Source organism: Pseudomonas corni (assembly GCF_057128765.1).
Genome location: NZ_JBSKHW010000022.1, coordinates 105973 through 122195 on the forward strand (window position 1 = coordinate 105973; position 16223 = coordinate 122195).

General features: G+C 57.5%; 15 protein-coding genes and 1 pseudogene. 7 read left to right on the forward strand and 9 right to left on the reverse strand.

Features of this window, described 5'->3' with window-relative positions; all coding sequences use genetic code 11:
• Positions 1 to 6: 6 nt before the first annotated feature.
• The 4 genes from ACWKV9_RS26250 (at position 7) to ACWKV9_RS26265 (ending at position 3549) form a co-directional block, all read left to right on the forward strand.
• Positions 7 to 1140, forward strand: a complete 1134-nt coding sequence (locus ACWKV9_RS26250; protein WP_483839023.1) for a PepSY-associated TM helix domain-containing protein — start codon at positions 7 to 9, stop codon at positions 1138 to 1140.
• On the forward strand, positions 1137 to 1316 hold the full coding sequence (locus tag ACWKV9_RS26255; RefSeq protein ID WP_483839024.1) for a hypothetical protein: 180 nt from the start codon (positions 1137 to 1139) through the stop codon (positions 1314 to 1316). Before ACWKV9_RS26250 ends, ACWKV9_RS26255 begins: the two co-directional genes overlap by 4 nt.
• A 182-nt stretch (positions 1317 to 1498) precedes the next feature.
• On the forward strand, positions 1499 to 2812 hold the full coding sequence (locus ACWKV9_RS26260; RefSeq protein WP_483839025.1) for an MFS transporter: 1314 nt from the start codon (positions 1499 to 1501) through the stop codon (positions 2810 to 2812).
• 107 nt (positions 2813 to 2919) lie between these two features.
• Positions 2920 to 3549 (forward strand): glutathione S-transferase family protein, encoded by a 630-nt coding sequence (locus tag ACWKV9_RS26265; RefSeq protein WP_483839026.1) that lies wholly within the window; start codon positions 2920 to 2922, stop codon positions 3547 to 3549.
• 76 nt (positions 3550 to 3625) lie between these two features.
• Here ACWKV9_RS26265 and rloA2 read toward each other — a convergent pair whose 3' ends face one another.
• Positions 3626 to 4126, reverse strand: a complete 501-nt coding sequence (rloA2, locus tag ACWKV9_RS26270; protein WP_483839027.1) for a retropepsin-like aspartic peptidase RloA2 — start codon at positions 4124 to 4126, stop codon at positions 3626 to 3628.
• 191 nt (positions 4127 to 4317) lie between these two features.
• Here rloA2 and ACWKV9_RS26275 point away from each other — a divergent pair.
• A pseudogene (locus ACWKV9_RS26275) lies at positions 4318 to 5217 on the forward strand (acyltransferase).
• Positions 5218 to 5291: 74 nt separating this feature from the next.
• Here the strand turns inward: ACWKV9_RS26275 and ACWKV9_RS26280 are convergent.
• The 5 genes from ACWKV9_RS26280 to ACWKV9_RS26300 all read right to left on the reverse strand — a co-directional run bounded on the left by ACWKV9_RS26280 (position 5292) and on the right by ACWKV9_RS26300 (position 10956).
• Positions 5292 to 6737, reverse strand: coding sequence for a catalase (locus ACWKV9_RS26280; protein WP_483839028.1), 1446 nt, complete (start codon positions 6735 to 6737; stop codon positions 5292 to 5294).
• Between the two features lie 206 nt (positions 6738 to 6943).
• A complete protein-coding gene (cfa, locus tag ACWKV9_RS26285) occupies positions 6944 to 8101 on the reverse strand; it encodes a cyclopropane fatty acyl phospholipid synthase (protein ID WP_483839029.1) in 1158 nt (385 codons plus the stop codon).
• A 299-nt stretch (positions 8102 to 8400) separates the two neighbouring features.
• Positions 8401 to 9234: a thymidylate synthase gene (locus tag ACWKV9_RS26290; RefSeq protein ID WP_483839030.1), complete on the reverse strand. Its 834-nt coding sequence runs from the start codon at positions 9232 to 9234 to the stop codon at positions 8401 to 8403.
• Between the two features lie 71 nt (positions 9235 to 9305).
• A complete protein-coding gene (gene lgt / locus ACWKV9_RS26295; protein WP_483839031.1) occupies positions 9306 to 10118 on the reverse strand; it encodes a prolipoprotein diacylglyceryl transferase in 813 nt (270 codons plus the stop codon).
• A 58-nt stretch (positions 10119 to 10176) separates the two neighbouring features.
• Positions 10177 to 10956 carry a sulfite exporter TauE/SafE family protein gene (locus ACWKV9_RS26300; protein ID WP_483839032.1) on the reverse strand — a complete coding sequence of 260 codons (780 nt, stop codon included), beginning with the start codon at positions 10954 to 10956 and terminating at the stop codon, positions 10177 to 10179.
• Between the two features lie 114 nt (positions 10957 to 11070).
• Here ACWKV9_RS26300 and ACWKV9_RS26305 point away from each other — a divergent pair, with 114 nt between their 5' ends.
• Positions 11071 to 11817 (forward strand): NRDE family protein, encoded by a 747-nt coding sequence (locus ACWKV9_RS26305; protein WP_483839033.1) that lies wholly within the window; start codon positions 11071 to 11073, stop codon positions 11815 to 11817.
• A gap of 87 nt (positions 11818 to 11904) precedes the next feature.
• On the opposite strand, the gene ptsP is transcribed toward ACWKV9_RS26305, so the two are convergent.
• Together ptsP and ACWKV9_RS26315 are read right to left on the reverse strand one after the other, a co-directional pair.
• Positions 11905 to 14184, reverse strand: coding sequence for a phosphoenolpyruvate--protein phosphotransferase (gene ptsP, locus ACWKV9_RS26310; protein ID WP_483839034.1), 2280 nt, complete (start codon positions 14182 to 14184; stop codon positions 11905 to 11907).
• 21 nt (positions 14185 to 14205) lie between these two features.
• Positions 14206 to 14685, reverse strand: coding sequence for an RNA pyrophosphohydrolase (locus tag ACWKV9_RS26315; RefSeq protein WP_483839035.1), 480 nt, complete (start codon positions 14683 to 14685; stop codon positions 14206 to 14208).
• 165 nt (positions 14686 to 14850) lie between these two features.
• Here ACWKV9_RS26315 and ACWKV9_RS26320 point away from each other — a divergent pair, with 165 nt between their 5' ends.
• A complete protein-coding gene (locus ACWKV9_RS26320) occupies positions 14851 to 15507 on the forward strand; it encodes a histidinol-phosphatase (protein WP_483839036.1) in 657 nt (218 codons plus the stop codon).
• A gap of 121 nt (positions 15508 to 15628) precedes the next feature.
• Here the strand turns inward: ACWKV9_RS26320 and ACWKV9_RS26325 are convergent, their stop codons facing one another.
• Entirely contained in the window at positions 15629 to 16057 is a 429-nt protein-coding gene (locus ACWKV9_RS26325; RefSeq protein ID WP_483839037.1) for a DUF2269 family protein, read from the reverse strand.
• Between the last annotated feature and the right edge of the window lie 166 nt (positions 16058 to 16223).

Sequence of the window (16223 nt, forward strand, 5' to 3'; positions counted from 1 at the left end):
AACGTCATGAAAAGCCAAACCATCCGCCGTTGGTCCTTCATCCATACCTGGACGAGCCTGATTTGCACGCTCTTCCTGCTGCTGTTGGCGCTGACCGGCCTGCCGTTGATCTTTCATCACGAGATCGACCACTTGCTTGGCAATTCGCCGGAACTCAAAACAATGCCGGCGGAAACGCCGCGTCTGGATTTGCAGCAATTGGTGGCGGCGGCCGAAGCCCATCGTCCCGGCGACGTGATGCAGTACTACGGCAGTGACGACGATGACCCCAACGCCGTGTTCGCGATCATGGGTGCAACCGCAGGCGGCGACCCCAACGATTCCCACACCTTCATGCTCGACGCGCGCACCGGTGAGGCGTTTGAAACACCGTCTGCCAATGGCGGCTTCATGATGGTCATGCTGCGTCTGCATGTGGACATGTACGCCGGACTGCCGGGCAAATTGTTCCTGGCGTTCATGGGCTTTTTGTTTGTGCTGGCGATTGTCTCGGGTGTGGTGTTGTATGCGCCGTTCATGCGCCGGCTGGATTTCGCGACCGTACGACCGAACAAATCCCGACGCGTGCGCTGGTTGGATTTGCACAACCTGATCGGCGTCGTGACACTGACCTGGGCATTGGTGGTGGGAGTGACGGGTGTGATCAGCGCCTGCGCCGATCTATTGATTTCGGCGTGGCGCGCCGAGAGCATGGCGGCATTGATCGCTCCATACAAAGACGCCCCGCCGCTGCTGCAACGAGCGCCAGCGACACACGTCCTGGAGATCGCCGAGCGTGCAGTCCCGGGGTCGGAGGCAGACTTCATCGCGTTCCCCGGCACGCGCTTTTCCAGCGAGCACCACTACACCGTGTTCATGAAGGGCAGCACGCACCTGACCTCGCACTTGCTCACGCCGGTATTGATCGATGCCAAGGATTTGAGCGTGACAGCAGTGGTCGAGCGCCCGTGGTACATGGACGCCATGAGCCTGTCGCAACCGCTGCACTTCGGTGATTACGGCGGCATGCCGATGAAGGTGCTGTGGGGCTTGCTGGACGTTTTGACCATCGTCGTGCTCGGTAGCGGCGTTTACCTCTGGTGGGTCAGACGCCGGGCGGCCGCGCCCGCCAAATTGCCTCAGGGCGAGGCGGCGCGTTGAAACGCTCGACCTTCTGGAAAGTCTTTGCCCACCCCACCTGGATCGCCGTACTGACCGGCGCAGGTCTGTTCGCGGCGCTGCTTGGCGACGGCTGGTGGGATTCGCTGGCGTGGGTCGGGATGGCGATACCGGCGGCGCTGAGTGCAAAAGGGTTGATGGTGCGACGCGCCACATGAGTGTTAGGGCAGCCACAACCCGCAATATTCCCCTCCCCGGTTACAAGCCAGTTACATATAGAAATACAATCGCCAATCACACCTATTTCAATTGACAACAAAACGTGGGTTTGCCTAAATCCAGTCATACGACGACGTATAACGATCGCCGCTAATAACAACAATACAAATGAGTGGACTCGATGAAAATCAAAGGCATCCGCTGGTGGATGGTCGCGCTGATTACGGGCGGCCTGGTTGTCAACTATCTCGCCCGCAATACGCTTTCCGTTGCTGCTCCGACCATGATGGCCGAGCTCAACATCTCCACCGAGCAATACTCCCACGTGGTCATCGCCTGGCAGATGGGTTACGCCTTCATGCAGCCGGTCGCCGGCTACGTGATAGACGCCATCGGCACCAAGATTGGTTTTGCGATCTTCGCCGTGGCCTGGTCAGCTGCTTGCGCCTCTGCGGCCATGGCGACTGGTTGGCAAAGCCTGGCGTTTTTGCGCAGCTTGCTCGGCATCACTGAAGCGGCGGGCTTCCCGGCTGCGATCAAGGCGACTACTGAGTGGTTCCCGGCCAAAGAGCGCTCGGTCGCTATCGGATGGTTCAACATTGGTTCTTCCATCGGTGCGTTACTTGCCCCGCCTCTGGTGGTCTGGGCGATTCTGCACAGCGGCTGGCAGGTGGCATTCATCATCGTCGGCGGGCTGGGTTTGCTATGGAGTGCTTCGTGGTTGCTGCTGTACAAGCACCCGCTCAATCAGCGCTTGCTGGGGGACGAAGAACGCGACTACATCCTCGCCGGTCAGGAAAACCACCTAAAGGACGCTCCTACTCAGCGCACCAGCTGGAAAAAGATCGTCGGCACCCGCAACTTCTACGCCATCGCCTCGGCGCGCATGCTTTCGGAGCCGGCCTGGCAGACCTTCAACGCGTGGATTCCGTTGTACCTGATGACCGAACGGCACATGAACATCAAGGAAATCGCCATGTTCGCATGGCTGCCGTTTCTGGCCGCCGACATTGGCTGCGTGCTGGGCGGCTACCTCAGTCCGTTTTTCTATAAGCACTTCAACGTCTCGCTGTTGACCTCGCGCAAAATGGTCATGGTGCTGGGGTCGTTGTGCATGATCGGACCGGGCTGCATTGGCCTGGTGGACAGTCCTTATATGGCCATCGCGCTGCTGTGTGCGGGCGGCTTCGCACACCAGACCCTATCGGGCGCGCTGTACTCGATCACGTCTGACTCATTCGGTAAAAACGAAGTCGGCACCGCAACCGGACTTGGCGGCATGTGTGGCTTTATCGGCGCGGCACTGTTCACGCTGGTGCTCGGGATCATGGTCACCAAAGTCGGTTACAGCCCGCTATTCGTGGCGCTCGCTGCGTTCGATATCCTTGCCGCGATCATTATCTGGTTTGTGCCCAAGCCATTGGTCACGCCGCTGGATACCGTGAACCCAAACAATTCGACGACCGATCAAGGCGACGTTTTGCCCACCACCTGACCCGCAGTGTTTGGGCCGACAGTGTCGGCCCAAACGCCTTGAGTGTCCTATTGCGGTGTGTTCTTGCTCTGATTAGTCTACGAGGCTGTCCGACAAGAGGAATGTCCATGTCCGCCCCAAGCATGACGCTGTACTACAACGCGGCCTCGCCTTTCGCACGCAAAGTGCTGGTGCTCCTTCACGAAACCGGACAGACCAGTCGCGTGGCCCTCAAGCCTGTGAACGTCACCCCGGTCAACCCCAACACCGAGTTGTGCCAGGAAAATCCTGCCGGCAAGTTGCCCGCGCTGCGTCTGGCCGATGGCAACGTGCTGCATGACAGCCGGGTAATTCTCGATTATCTCGATTACCAACATGTTGGCAATCCGCTGATCCCGCGGGAAGGCTCCGCCCGCTGGAGACGTCTGACCCTGGCCTCTCTGGCAGATGCCCTGATGGATGCAGCGTTGCTGATCCGTTATGAAACGTTTCTGCGCCCGCCGGAAAAACACTGGGCCGAATGGCTCGACAATCAACAGGAAAAAATCGCCCGCTCGCTGTCGTATTTCGAACAGGAGGCGGTGACCGAGTTGAGCTCCAATTTTGATGTTGCCTCGATCAGTCTGGCAGCAGGCCTGGGCTATCTGGACTTCCGCCAGCCGGACCTTAACTGGCGCAGCAGCTACCCGCGTCTGGCTGCCTGGTACTACGAAATCAGCCAGCGCCCATCAATGATCCAGACTCAACCGTCGGTTTGAGCAATCCCACCTAAGCCGGACGTATGGCTGTTGTAGGCGCTTACGAGCAGCGCCTACAGAGATTGCCGGTTAGCAATCAGCAGTCCGGCTTGTCAGCGATGTAGCGTCGGGCAGGGTTCACCGCCGCGCCAAACTCACGCAGGGCCTTGGCGCCGATCAAAAGTGGATAGTTGAAGTGGCTGCGGTCGACCAGATTGACCTCGACTGTGCGCTTCACGTCGCCCAGGCACAGCTCCAGATCGACAACCGGGCGCTTGGTCGGATCGACTGGCTCGTCGTCATCGTCACCATCGGAACGGCCCTTGATGCGGCTGATACGCGAAACCTTGTGCTCGTAAACCTTGTTGTCGGCGTCTTTGGTGGCCAGGCGGAAACGCACCCAGTCATCACCATCGCGCTTGAACAGCTCTATGTCCTTGGCCGACAGCGAGGCAGTCAATGCGCCGGTGTCCATTTTGGCTTTGAAGGTTTCGCCGAATTCAGACACCTGAATATATTCGTAGCGACCGTATAACGTAGGCTCGGCGGCCATGACAGGTAACGCCAGCAGAGACAGAAGCGCCAGAAGAGATTTCACGTAACAGGTTCCTCAAGGAGTGGGCCGTGCAGAAGCTCGATTTTAGACCGCAACTTTGCACTTCGTTCGGTCACTAAACAGAGGCTGACTGTACGTGGCTACGAGTGAAAGGTACGTGATCGACTCGCAAGTTTGGCGCCGTCGGCATTGCTGCTTATTATTGCCCGCCCTTTATTGTTATGAGTCGTTCTATGCGTCGCCTGCTAACCGGTCTGTTTGTCACGCTGCTGCTCTTGCTCAACACGCTGGTGTTGTTCGGGCCATTGATGGTGTTTGCACTACTCAAGCTGGTGTTTCAGGGCGAGATGCGCGATCGCTGTTCGTGGGCGGTGATGTGGATCGCCGAGACATGGGCTGAAATCGACAAGCTGATTTTCAAGCTGTACATCCCGACGCAGTGGGATATCCGGGGCAACGACGGCTTGCGCGACGACACCTCGTATCTGGTGATCAGCAATCATCAGTCATGGGTCGATATCCCGGCGCTGGTGCAGACGCTGAATCGGCGCACGCCGTTTTTCAAATTCTTCCTGAAGAAAGAGCTGATATGGGTGCCGTTCCTGGGCCTGGCGTGGTGGGCGCTGGATTACCCGTTCATGAAGCGCTACACCAAAGCATTTCTGGCCAAGCATCCCGAGCTCAAAGGCCATGATCTGGAAATCACTTAAGCGGCGTGCGAGCTGTTCAAGCGCCAGCCGGTGACAGTGGTCAATTACCTGGAAGGCACGCGTTTCACTGCCGGGAAAAAAGCCGAGCAACACTCGCCCTATACTCACTTGCTCAAGCCCAAGGCGGGCGGGGTAGCGTTTGTGTTGGCGGCGATGGGCGAACAGCTCGACGCGATTCTCGACGTGACAGTGGTTTATCCCCAAGCCAAAATTCCGGGCTTCTGGGATTTGATCAGGGGGCAGGTGCCCCGGGTGATCATCGACATTCAGACCCGCGAACTCGATCCTGCGCTGTGGCAGGGCGATTATGAGAACGACCCGGTGTTTCGCGAGCATGTGCAGAACTGGGTGAATCATTTGTGGATCGAGAAAGACGCGCGGATTGTGCAGCTGCTTGAAAATCAGCCCAAGCCACGCACTTAGCCCGCAGCGCACCAAAAAAGGTGCAAAGAAAAGCCCCCGGCCTTGTGAACCGGGGGCTTTTTCGTTACGGCCGCTTAACGGTGAATCCGTTCCACCGCTGCCGCTACGCCTGCGCCGTATGCAGGATCAGCCAGGCTGCAGTGATCGATGTGCAGCTGGATGATCGGCGTCGACACCCCTTGCAGCGAACGTGCGGTGTTTTCGAACAACACCTGCTGTTGCGCTGGCGTCATCAGGCGGAACAGATTGCCAGGCTGCGAGTAGTAGTCGCCGTCGACCCGGTGATTCCAGTGGCCCGCCGCGCCCTCGATGGACAGCGGTGGTTCTCTAAAATCAGGCTGCTCCTGAAATGCGCCTTTGGTGTTGGGTTCGTAGGACGTCATGCCGCCACGGTTGCCGTCAATACGCATGAGGCCGTCGCGGTGGTAGCTGTTGACGTGCAACGCGGCCTTCGGCGAGTTAACAGGGATCTGGTGGTGGTTGACGCTCAAACGGTAGCGCTGCGCATCGCCGTAGGAAAACAGTCGGCCCTGCAACATCTTGTCCGGAGAGAAACTAATGCCCGGCACCACGTTGGACGGGGCGAAAGCGGCCTGCTCGACATCGGCAAAGTTGTTTTCCGGGTTACGGTTCAGTTCCACCACGCCCACTTCAATCAGCGGGTAATCGGACTTCGGCCAGACTTTGGTCAAGTCAAACGGGTTGATGTGGTAGGTGCCCGCTTCCTTCTCCGGCATGATTTGCACGAACAGCTTCCAGCGCGGGAAATTAGCGTTCTCGATATTTTCATACAGATCACGGTGGTGCGACTCACGGTCACGACCTACCAGCTCCTGAGCCTCGGCGTCGGTGAGGTTAGCGATGCCTTGCTGCGACACGAAGTGGAACTTGACCCAGAAACGTTCGTGCTGGGCATTCAGAAAACTGTACGTGTGGCTGCCAAAACCGTGCATTTCGCGGTAGCTGCGCGGGATGCCCCGATCACTCATGACCACAGTCACCTGATGCAGTGCTTCGGGCAGTTGAGTCCAGAAATCCCAGTTGTTTTCAGCGCTACGCATGCCGGTCCGCGGGTCACGCTTAACGGCGTGATTGAGGTCAGGAAATTTCAGCGGATCACGCAGGAAGAACACCGGCGTGTTGTTGCCGACCATGTCCCAGTTGCCTTCTTCGGTGTAGAACTTGAAGGCGAAACCACGAATGTCGCGCTCGGCGTCGGCAGCGCCGCGCTCGCCAGCGACGGTTGAGAAGCGCGCGAACATTTCAGTCTGCTTGCCGATATCGGAAAAGATTTTGGCGCGGGTGAATTGGGTGATGTCGTGCGTGACTGTGAAGGTGCCGAAGGCGCCCGAGCCTTTGGCATGCATGCGACGCTCCGGGATCACTTCGCGATCGAAATGCGCCAGTTTTTCTAAAAACCAGACATCTTGCAGCAGCGCAGGGCCATGTGGGCCAGCCGTCTGGATATTCTGGTTGTCAGGTACGGGGGCGCCAAAAGCGGTCGTCAGTTTGTTGTTCATGCGTGTCGTCTCCACAGGTAAACACTTCATCCGGGCGGGCTGATTGTTGCCATCCCGGCGTTTATTCGATGGAGAGGACGATATTCAATTACGCCGCGGGAAGCTCATTGTCACTGCATACCGGCTAGATAGGCTTTCTCAATTACCCTTCGCAACGTCAATAGTGAACAGTAATCGCAAGCCAACTTCAGCAGGGGCTGGGAGCATCAAATCTGATTACGATGGTATCCGCTCGGGACACCACCTTTGGATAGTACCCATTGCCACAACTGAATATCCCGAGCCCGAAATGCACCTGCGCAGGACAGCAAGTAATAGCGCCACATACGGTAGAAACGCTCACCCAACTTCGCTTCGAACTGAGGCCAGGCTTGCATGAAGTTGTCGTGCCAGGCCATGAGTGTCTTATCGTAATCGGCGCCGAAGTTATGCAAATCTTCTACAACGAACAATCCGTCCATCGCATCGCCTATTTGTCCGGTCGACGGCAAGTCCCCATTGGGAAAAATATATTGGTCAATCCAAGGATCGGGATAACTGCTGCGCTGGTTTTTGCCGATAGTGTGCAACAAGAACATGCCACCCGGTTTCAGGCAGCGGTGGGCAACTTTCATATACGTGCGGTGGTTCTTGCGCCCGACATGTTCGAACATCCCAACACTGACGATTGCGTCAAATTGTTCATCGACCTCTCGGTAGTCTTGAAAACGGAACTCCAGCGGCAAGTGTCCGTAACGTTCTTTAGCCCAGGCAATCTGTTCCTTAGAAATGCTCACCCCAACCGCTTCGACACCATAATGTTCAGCGGCATAGCTCATGAAGCTGCCCCAACCGCAGCCGATGTCCAGTACGCGCATCCCGGGTTGTAGTTTCAGCTTGCGACAGATCAGATCCAGCTTGGCGGTCTGTGCATCTTCCAGTGTCGTGGCGTTTTCCCAGTAGCCGCAGGTGTAGGTCATTCGCGAGTCGAGCATGGTGGAATAAAAGTCGTTGCCGAGGTCATAGTGCACCTCACCCACTCGTTTGGATCTCCTGATGTTCTGTCGATTGAGGAACCTGGCCATCAACGCGTAAAACACCAACCGTACTGGTTTTACGTCATCGGTCAGGCGTGTCGCCATCAAGCGATGAAAAAATTCATCAAGCTGCTCGCTGTCCCAGAGGCCATCCATATAGGCCTCGCCGAGCCCGAGATTACCCTGCGCGAATGCTCGCTCCAACACACCAGGGCCATTGAGCCTGATGTCCCAGGGAGCTGATCCGTTGATCTGTACTCCGGCCTCTTTAAGAATGCGCGAGGCCGCGCGAAAGAGGCCAGAGTTCTCGTAGGAGAAGGCGTCAGTGCTGAAATTCGTCGTTGTCATGGATGGTTAATTCCAGGCGCAGTTGTCAGGCTAGACTTTGAAGATACCCGGACTATAGGACAAATAAGGACGACACTTAAACTTAAAATACTCAATCAGAAGATTGAAAAAGACTATGAGGGTAATTACTCACGAATAACGCAAAACACTGATGACGCAATTGCAATAATAGCGCTTTATTGAAAGCACATATCTGCTATTTAACTGCGGCTAACTTTCTGTAGGAGCCAACTTGTTGGCGAGATAAGGGGTATTCCCAAAGAGCTCTCGCGAACAAGTTCGCTCCTACAGACAACGGGTTACACGGCAACAGGCGCCTTGATGCTTGGATCTGCGTCGTATCCCACGATTTCGAAATCTTCGAATCGGTAATCGTAGATGCTGTCCGGACGACGATTGATCTTCAGCGTCGGCAGCTTCTTCGGCGTGCGCGTCAGCTGCGTTGCGATTTGCTCTTCGTGGTTGGCGTAAGCATGGGTATCGCCCAGGCTGACGATGATCTCGTGGGGGATCAGGTCGCACTGCTGCGCCAGCATGTGGGTCAACAGCGCCAATGCCGCCGTGTTGTATGGCAGACCGAGGAAAACATCGGAGCTGCGGATATACAACTGCATCGACAGTTTGCCGTCAGCCACATAGGCCTGATAGAGCAAATGACACACCGCCAGCGCCTGGCGCCCGGCTTTTACGTTTTCCTGAGGCGAGAGCTTTTCGTCCGGCAGATATTCGGTGTTCCAGCCGTGGAACAGAATTCGGCGGCTGTTGGGATTGTTCTTCAGGCAATCAACCATGTAGTCGATCTGATTGATCTTGCCGCCATCTTTGGTCGGCCAGCCAGTCCACTGTGCGCCATAGACCGGCCCCAGATCGCCCTCTTCCGTGGCCCACTCATCCCAGATGGTCACGCCGTTTTCGTTCAGCCATTTGGTATTGGTGTTGCCGCTGAGCATCCAGATCAACTCATTGGCAATGCTCTTGAAATGTAGCTTCTTGGTGGTCAGCAGCGGAAAGCCATCGGCCAGATTGTGGCGAAACTGACGACCGAACACAGCGGTCGTACCGGTGCCGGTGCGATCGCCCTTACGCGTTCCGTTATCGATGACGTCCTGCAGCAGCTCAAGGTATTGCTTCATGCCCAAAGGCCTCTCTGTATCGATGAACAGCCGGGCGATGAAGCCCGGCTCTTCAGTACTTTAGACGCGTGTTAAACGGTCGCGTTTTTAGATGCCGGTGCGCGATGGTACGCCAGCCAGATCAGCACCAGCCCTGCGATGATCATCGGCAGGCTGAGAATCTGGCCCATCGTGACCCAGCCCCAGGCCAAGTAGCCCAACTGAGCATCCGGCACGCGGACGAACTCGACCACGAAACGGAAGATCCCGTAGAACAGCGCGAACATGCCGGACACGGCCATGGTCGGACGCGGTTTGCGCGAGTAGAAATACAGGATCAGGAACAGCGCTACACCTTCCAGCGCGAACTGGTAGAGCTGCGACGGATGACGCGGCAACTGCGCCGGGTCGCTGAACGGCGGGAAAACCATAGCCCACGGCAGGTCAGTCGGTTTGCCCCACAACTCGGCGTTGATGAAGTTGCCGATCCGTCCGGCGCCCAGGCCAATCGGCACCATCGGCGCGATGAAGTCCATGAGCTGGAAGAACGACTTGCCGTTGCGCTTGCCGAACCAGTAGGTCGCGATCATCACGCCAATGAAGCCGCCGTGGAACGCCATGCCGCCTTTCCACACTTCGAAAATCAACAGCGGATTGGCGATGTAGTTGGGCAGGTCGTAAAACAAAACGTATCCCAGTCGCCCACCGACGATGACCCCCATGGCGACCCAGAAGATCATGTCCGAGAGTTTTTCCTTGGTCCAGGTCGGATCGAAACGATCCAGACGACGGGAGGCGAGAAACCACGCACTGCCAATACCGATCAGGTACATGAGGCCGTACCAATGAATTTGCAGTGGGCCGATGGCGACCGCTACCGGGTCAATCTGCGGGTAAGGCAGCATTGCGACTCCTTAATTGAAACTGGTTGGAAACGCTCTGTGAGCGACGCGTTAAAAGGGATCAGATCAGAAAACTTGTGCCCACGACCACTAACAATAGTGCGAACAGGCGTTTGAGAAGACGAGGCGACAGTTTATGTGCCATTCGAGCACCGAATTTGGCGAAGAACATGCTGGTAACAGCAATGCCCAACAGCGCGGGTAAGTACACGAAACCGAGACTATGCGGGGGCAACAACGGGTCGTGCCAGCCCAGAATCATGAAACTTATTGCACTTGCCACAGCAATCGGGAAACCGCAGGCCGAGGACGTTGCCACCGCCTGCTGCATGGTCAGGCTGCGCCAGGTCAGGAAAGGCACGGTCAATGAGCCGCCGCCGATGCCGAAGATTGCCGACGCCCAGCCGATCACGACACCGGCGATGGTCAAACCGGATTTGCGTGGCGCCCCGCCAGCCTTGGGCTTGAAGTCGAGGAACATCTGGATCGCGACCAAGATCGCGAACACGCCGATGATTTTCTGCAGATAAGGCCCTGAAATGTAGCTGGCCGTCAGCGCGCCGAAACCTGCACCGATGAGAATGCCCAATGTCATCCACGCAACCACCGGCCATTGCACCGCGCCCATCCGGTGGTGGGCGCGTACAGACAAAACAGATGTGAACACAATGGTTGCCAGCGAAGTGCCGACCGCCAAGTGAGTCAGGACCGAAGTGTCGAAACCTTGCAGGGTAAAGCTGAACACCAGCACTGGCACGATGATGATGCCACCGCCCACGCCGAACAGCCCGGCCAGCACGCCAGCGCAGCCGCCCAATGCCAGATAGAGCAGAAATTCCATGGGAGCCCCCAAAATGAGTCCGGCATGTTACCGGAAGCACGGCTCTGTGCTCTAGCGGCGTGCGATGGATGTCCGCCCGATGTGTGCGTAGAGTGGCGAAAAAAGGAGTCCTGCATGTGCTTGATCGTTTTCGCCTGGCGCCCGTCTCACCCGCAAACCCTGGTGCTGGCGGCCAATCGCGATGAGTTTTATGCACGCCCAACGCAGCCGTTGGCTCGATGGAAAGATGCTCCGCACGTTTACGCGGGTCGTGACCTGGAAGCGGGCGGTACCTGGCTGGGTATCAACGCAGATGGCCGATTCGCTGCGCTGACCAACATCCGTGATCCCGGTCAGCCGCTGGGACGACGCTCAAGGGGCGAATTGGTTGCTCAGTTTTTGACCGGTTCGCTGTCGATGGATGAGTATCTGCTGCAAGTTGCCGGACGCGCTGGAGAATACGGCGGGTTCAATCTGTTGGTAGGTAACCGGGAAACGCTGCATTTTCTGAGCGCCACTGATCCAGTGCCGCGGCAATTGAGCGAAGGGGTTTATGGCGTCTCCAACGCAGGGCTCGACACTCCGTGGCCCAAGCTGGTCAAGGCCAAGGCGTCATTGCGCGCGCAGTTGCACGATCCTCAGCCCGCTAAGCTGTTTGAGTTTCTGACTGACCCCGCCACCGCGCCAATTGCCGATCTGCCCGAAACCGGTGTTGGCTTGGCGACCGAAACATTGCTGTCCAGCGTGTTTATCGCCAGCCCCACTTACGGAACCCGCGCCAGTACGATGCTGATTATGAATGCTGACGGCAGCCGACAACTTGTCGAGCACAGTTTCGGGCCGTATGGAGGAAGGTTGGGGGAGGTTGAGGTCAATCTGTAGGAGCGCGCTTGCCCGCGATGGTTTTGTATCCGCGAGAGATTCGGCGCTGATACACCGCCATCGCGGGCAAGGGCGCTCCTACAGTTATCAATGACCTTTGACAGACCCCGGATTGATCATCCGCGATAACCCAAGATTGCGCAGTGCCAACTGCAGCGAGCTGTTGATGACCTGCGGATTGTCATTGGTCATCAGTTGCGCGAGCAGCTCCTTGGCCTTGCTCAGGTGGATTTGGCGCAGCATCCACTTCACTTTCGGCAGGTTGGTGGCGTTCATCGACAGACTGTCGAAACCCATCGCCATCAACAGCACCGCCGCCGCAGGGTCGCCCGCCATCTCGCCGCAGATGCTCACCGGCTTGCCTTCGGCATGGGCGTCGCGCACCACGTTCTGCAGCGCTTGCAGCACTGCCGGATGCAGGTAGTCGTACAGATCGGCCACGCGCGGGTTGTTGCGGTCAACGGCCAGCAGGTACTGAGTCAAATCGTTGGAACCCACCGACAGGAAATCCACCTGCCGCGCCAGTTCACGGGTTTGATACACCGCCGCAGGCACTTCGATCATCACACCCACCGGCGGCATCGGTACGTCGGTGCCTTCGTCGCGCACCTCGCCCCATGCCCGGTGAATCAGGTGCAACGCTTCTTCGGTTTCGTGGGTGCCGGAGATCATCGGCAGCAGAATCCGCAGGTTGTTCAGGCCTTCGCTGGCCTTGAGCATTGCACGGGTCTGCACCAGGAAGATTTCCGGGTGATCAAGGGTGACGCGAATCCCGCGCCAGCCCAGAAACGGGTTGTCTTCCTTGATCGGGAAGTACGACAGCGCCTTGTCGCCACCGATGTCCAGGGTACGCATGGTCACGGGCAGCGGATGGAACGCGGCAAGCTGCTCGCGATAGATCGCCAGTTGCTCTTTTTCGCTAGGGAAACGCTGTTGAATCATGAACGGCACTTCGGTGCGGTACAGGCCAACACCTTCAGCGCCACGTTGCTGGGCGCGCGCCACATCGGCGAGCAAACCGGTATTGACCCACAACGGCATGCGGTGGCCGTCCAGTGTCACGCACGGCAGCTCACGCAGGGATTCGAGGCCTTGGGACAGCTGGCGTTCTTCCTCGACCACCACCGAATACTGCTTGCGCAGGATTTCGCTCGGGTTGGTGAACACCTCCCCGTGGTAGCCATCGACGATCAGCTGAATGCCGTCGACCTTGGAATACGGCAGATCGACCACGCCCATGACGGTCGGAATACCCATCGCCCGGGCCAGAATCGCGACGTGGGAGTTACCGGAACCGAGGACCGAAATCAGCCCGACGAGCTTGCCTTCAGGCACTTCCCCGAGCATGGCCGGGGTCAGTTCTTCACTCACCAAAATGGTGTTGTCGGGGTACACCAGCGTTTGCTGACGGGCTTCCTGAAGATAAGCCAGCAAACGGCGGCCAAGGTCTTTGACGTCGGAGGCGCGCTCACGCAGGTAGGCGTCGTCCATCAGTTCGAAGCGCTTGACGTGCTCGTTAACCACCGAGCGCAATGCGCCCTGTGCCCATTGGCCGGTCTTGATGACGTTGGTCACTTCACTGCCCAGCGACGCGTCGTCAAGCATCATCAGGTAAACGTCGAACAACGCGCGTTCTTCGGGGCGCAACTGAGTCGCCAACTTCGCCGAAAGGGTGCGCATATCACTGCGTACGCCTTCCAGCGCGGTGTTGAACAGTTTCAGTTCGGCTTGAATGTCGGTAACGGTTTTGTCGGGGACGACTTCCAGATCGGCGGGCGGCAACATGACCACCGCCATGCCCACGGCAGCGCCGGGCGAACCCGGCACGCCCACGAATCTGGCTTCCTGAATACCTTTGCCCTGACGGCCCAGACCCCGGATCGAGCCGGTGGCTTCAGCGTGGGCGATGACCCCTGCGAGCTGTGCGCTCATGGTCACGAGGAAGGCTTCTTCCCCTTCGTCGAACTGACGACGCTCCTTTTGCTGGATGACCAACACCCCGACCACGCGACGGTGGTGAATGATCGGAGCGCCGAGAAAGGATGCATAACGCTCTTCGCCGGTTTCGGCAAAGTAGCGATAGCGGGGGTGATCGGCAGCGTTTTCGAGATTCAGCGGTTCTTCGCGTGTGCCGACCAGACCGACCAGACCCTCGTTGGGGGCCATGCTGACCTTGCCGATGGAGCGTTTGTTCAGGCCCTCGGTGGCCATCAGCACGAAGCGATTGGATTCGGGGTCGAGCAAATAGACCGAGCAGACCTGGCTGCTCATGGCCTCTTTGACGCGTAACACAATAATCCCCAACGCCGCCTTGAGATCCTTGGCGGAGTTAACTTCCTGGACGATCTTGCGCAGCGTATTGAGCATGGCTCGGGGTCGAACTCCGTGTCAGTCGCGCGCCAAGAGGCGCGGGGCAAGCTCTTTAAGTGCGCGTCGATACACTTCGCGCTTGAATGTCACCACCTGGCCCAACGGATACCAATAACTGACCCAGCGCCAGCCATCGAACTCCGGTTTACCGGTCAAATCCATCCGCACCCGCTGCTCGTTGGAGATCAGGCGCAGGAGAAACCATTTTTGTTTCTGACCGATACACAGCGGTTGGCTGTGGGTGCGGACCAGACGTTGCGGCAGACGATAGCGCAACCAACCGCGGGTGCAGGCAAGAATTTCAACATCGTGCCGTTCCAGCCCGACTTCTTCGTTCAATTCACGATAGAGCGCGTCTTCCGGCGTCTCCTGAGGGTTGATCCCCCCTTGCGGAAACTGCCAGGCATCTTGGTTGATACGCCGAGCCCATAAGACCTGGCCAATATCATTCGTCAGAATTATCCCGACATTAGGGCGGAAACCATCGGGGTCGATCACGGCTACAACCTCGCAAACGCATGTCGGCGCATTGTTCCACAAAGATCGTGAAAGCAGCAACGAAGCTTCGACAGCTTATTGGCACAACAGCATTAATAGATGCAGCGGCGCCGGAAAACCTCGTATTCTTGTGCTCTTTTTTTAGCTATTTCAGCGAGTAACCGCATGCGCCTGGCTTTATTCGACCTCGACAATACGCTTCTTGGTGGCGACAGCGACCACGCTTGGGGCGATTACCTGTGCGAACGCGGCATCCTTGATGGTGCTGCTTATAAGGCACAAAACGATGCGTTCTATCAGGACTATCTGGCAGGCACGCTGAACCTGACTGACTACCTGAATTTCAGCCTCGAAATACTGGGGCGGACCGAAACGGCTCAACTCGACGAATGGCACCGTGAATTCATGCGTGACTGCGTCGAACCGATGATTTTGCCCAAAGCGATGACGTTGATTGCCAAGCATCGGGACGCGGGCGACAAGCTGTTGGTAATCACCGCGACCAATCGTTTCGTCACCGCGCCTATCGTTGAGCGCTTGGGGATCGAGACGTTGCTTGCGACTGAATGCGAAGTCATTGATGGCCGCTACACCGGCAAGACGATTGATGTGCCGTGTTTTCGCGAAGGCAAGGTAACGCGACTGAATCGCTGGCTGGAAGAAAACAACTTCAATCTGCAAGACAGCTATTTCTATAGCGACTCGATGAATGACCTGCCGCTACTGGAGCAGGTGACTCATCCGGTGGCGGTGGATCCTGATGAGAAGCTGCTCGCTGAAGCCACACGGCGTGGATGGCCGGTGATTTCGTTGCGCGATTGAGGTCCTGCGCTGTCGGACCTGACGCAATCGCGGGCAAGCGCGCTCCTACCAGGGAGTGTGTTCACCCTGTAGGAGCGCGCTTGCCCGCGAACAGAACTCCCAGACGCCAAGCACCTTTGATCTAAACCGGCTTGGCCCCCATCAAACCCGCAATCGCCACAAAACACACCGCACTGAAGATCGCCAGCGCCAAGGTGAACCTGGGATTGCCGATGATCACTGGACGCCGCAGCCGGTTGACTCGTATTGCCAGCCACGCCCAGCTCAAGGCGCCAAAGGTGTACAGCACGCTCGCTGCCAACAACCAGGTTTGCCCCAGCGGCCAGCCCGCGTAATGCACCAGCCACCAACCGCTGATTGGCAGCGTCAACAAGCAAAGCCCCATCACTACCCAGACGAACACCCATGGGCGCTGCATGGTGCGGTTTTGCACGGTCAAGTCGCCGGCACGACGGCCTTTGATGATCCAGAAGGTCAGCGCAAGTCCGCAAATAAACAGCAGCACGGTCGTGACCATGTGCAGGACTTTCAGTGCAGCGAAGTGTTCCATGTTCGATGTGTTCCTATTGGTGCATGACATTCAGCGTAGCAGCGCAGGTTGCGTCCCTGTAGGAGCGAACTTGTTCGCGAGACGGCCCACCTGATACGTCGCACCGTCGCCTCGCCAACAAGTTGGCTCCTACAGGTTTCGTGCTAGCCGAGAAAGAGCTTGTACG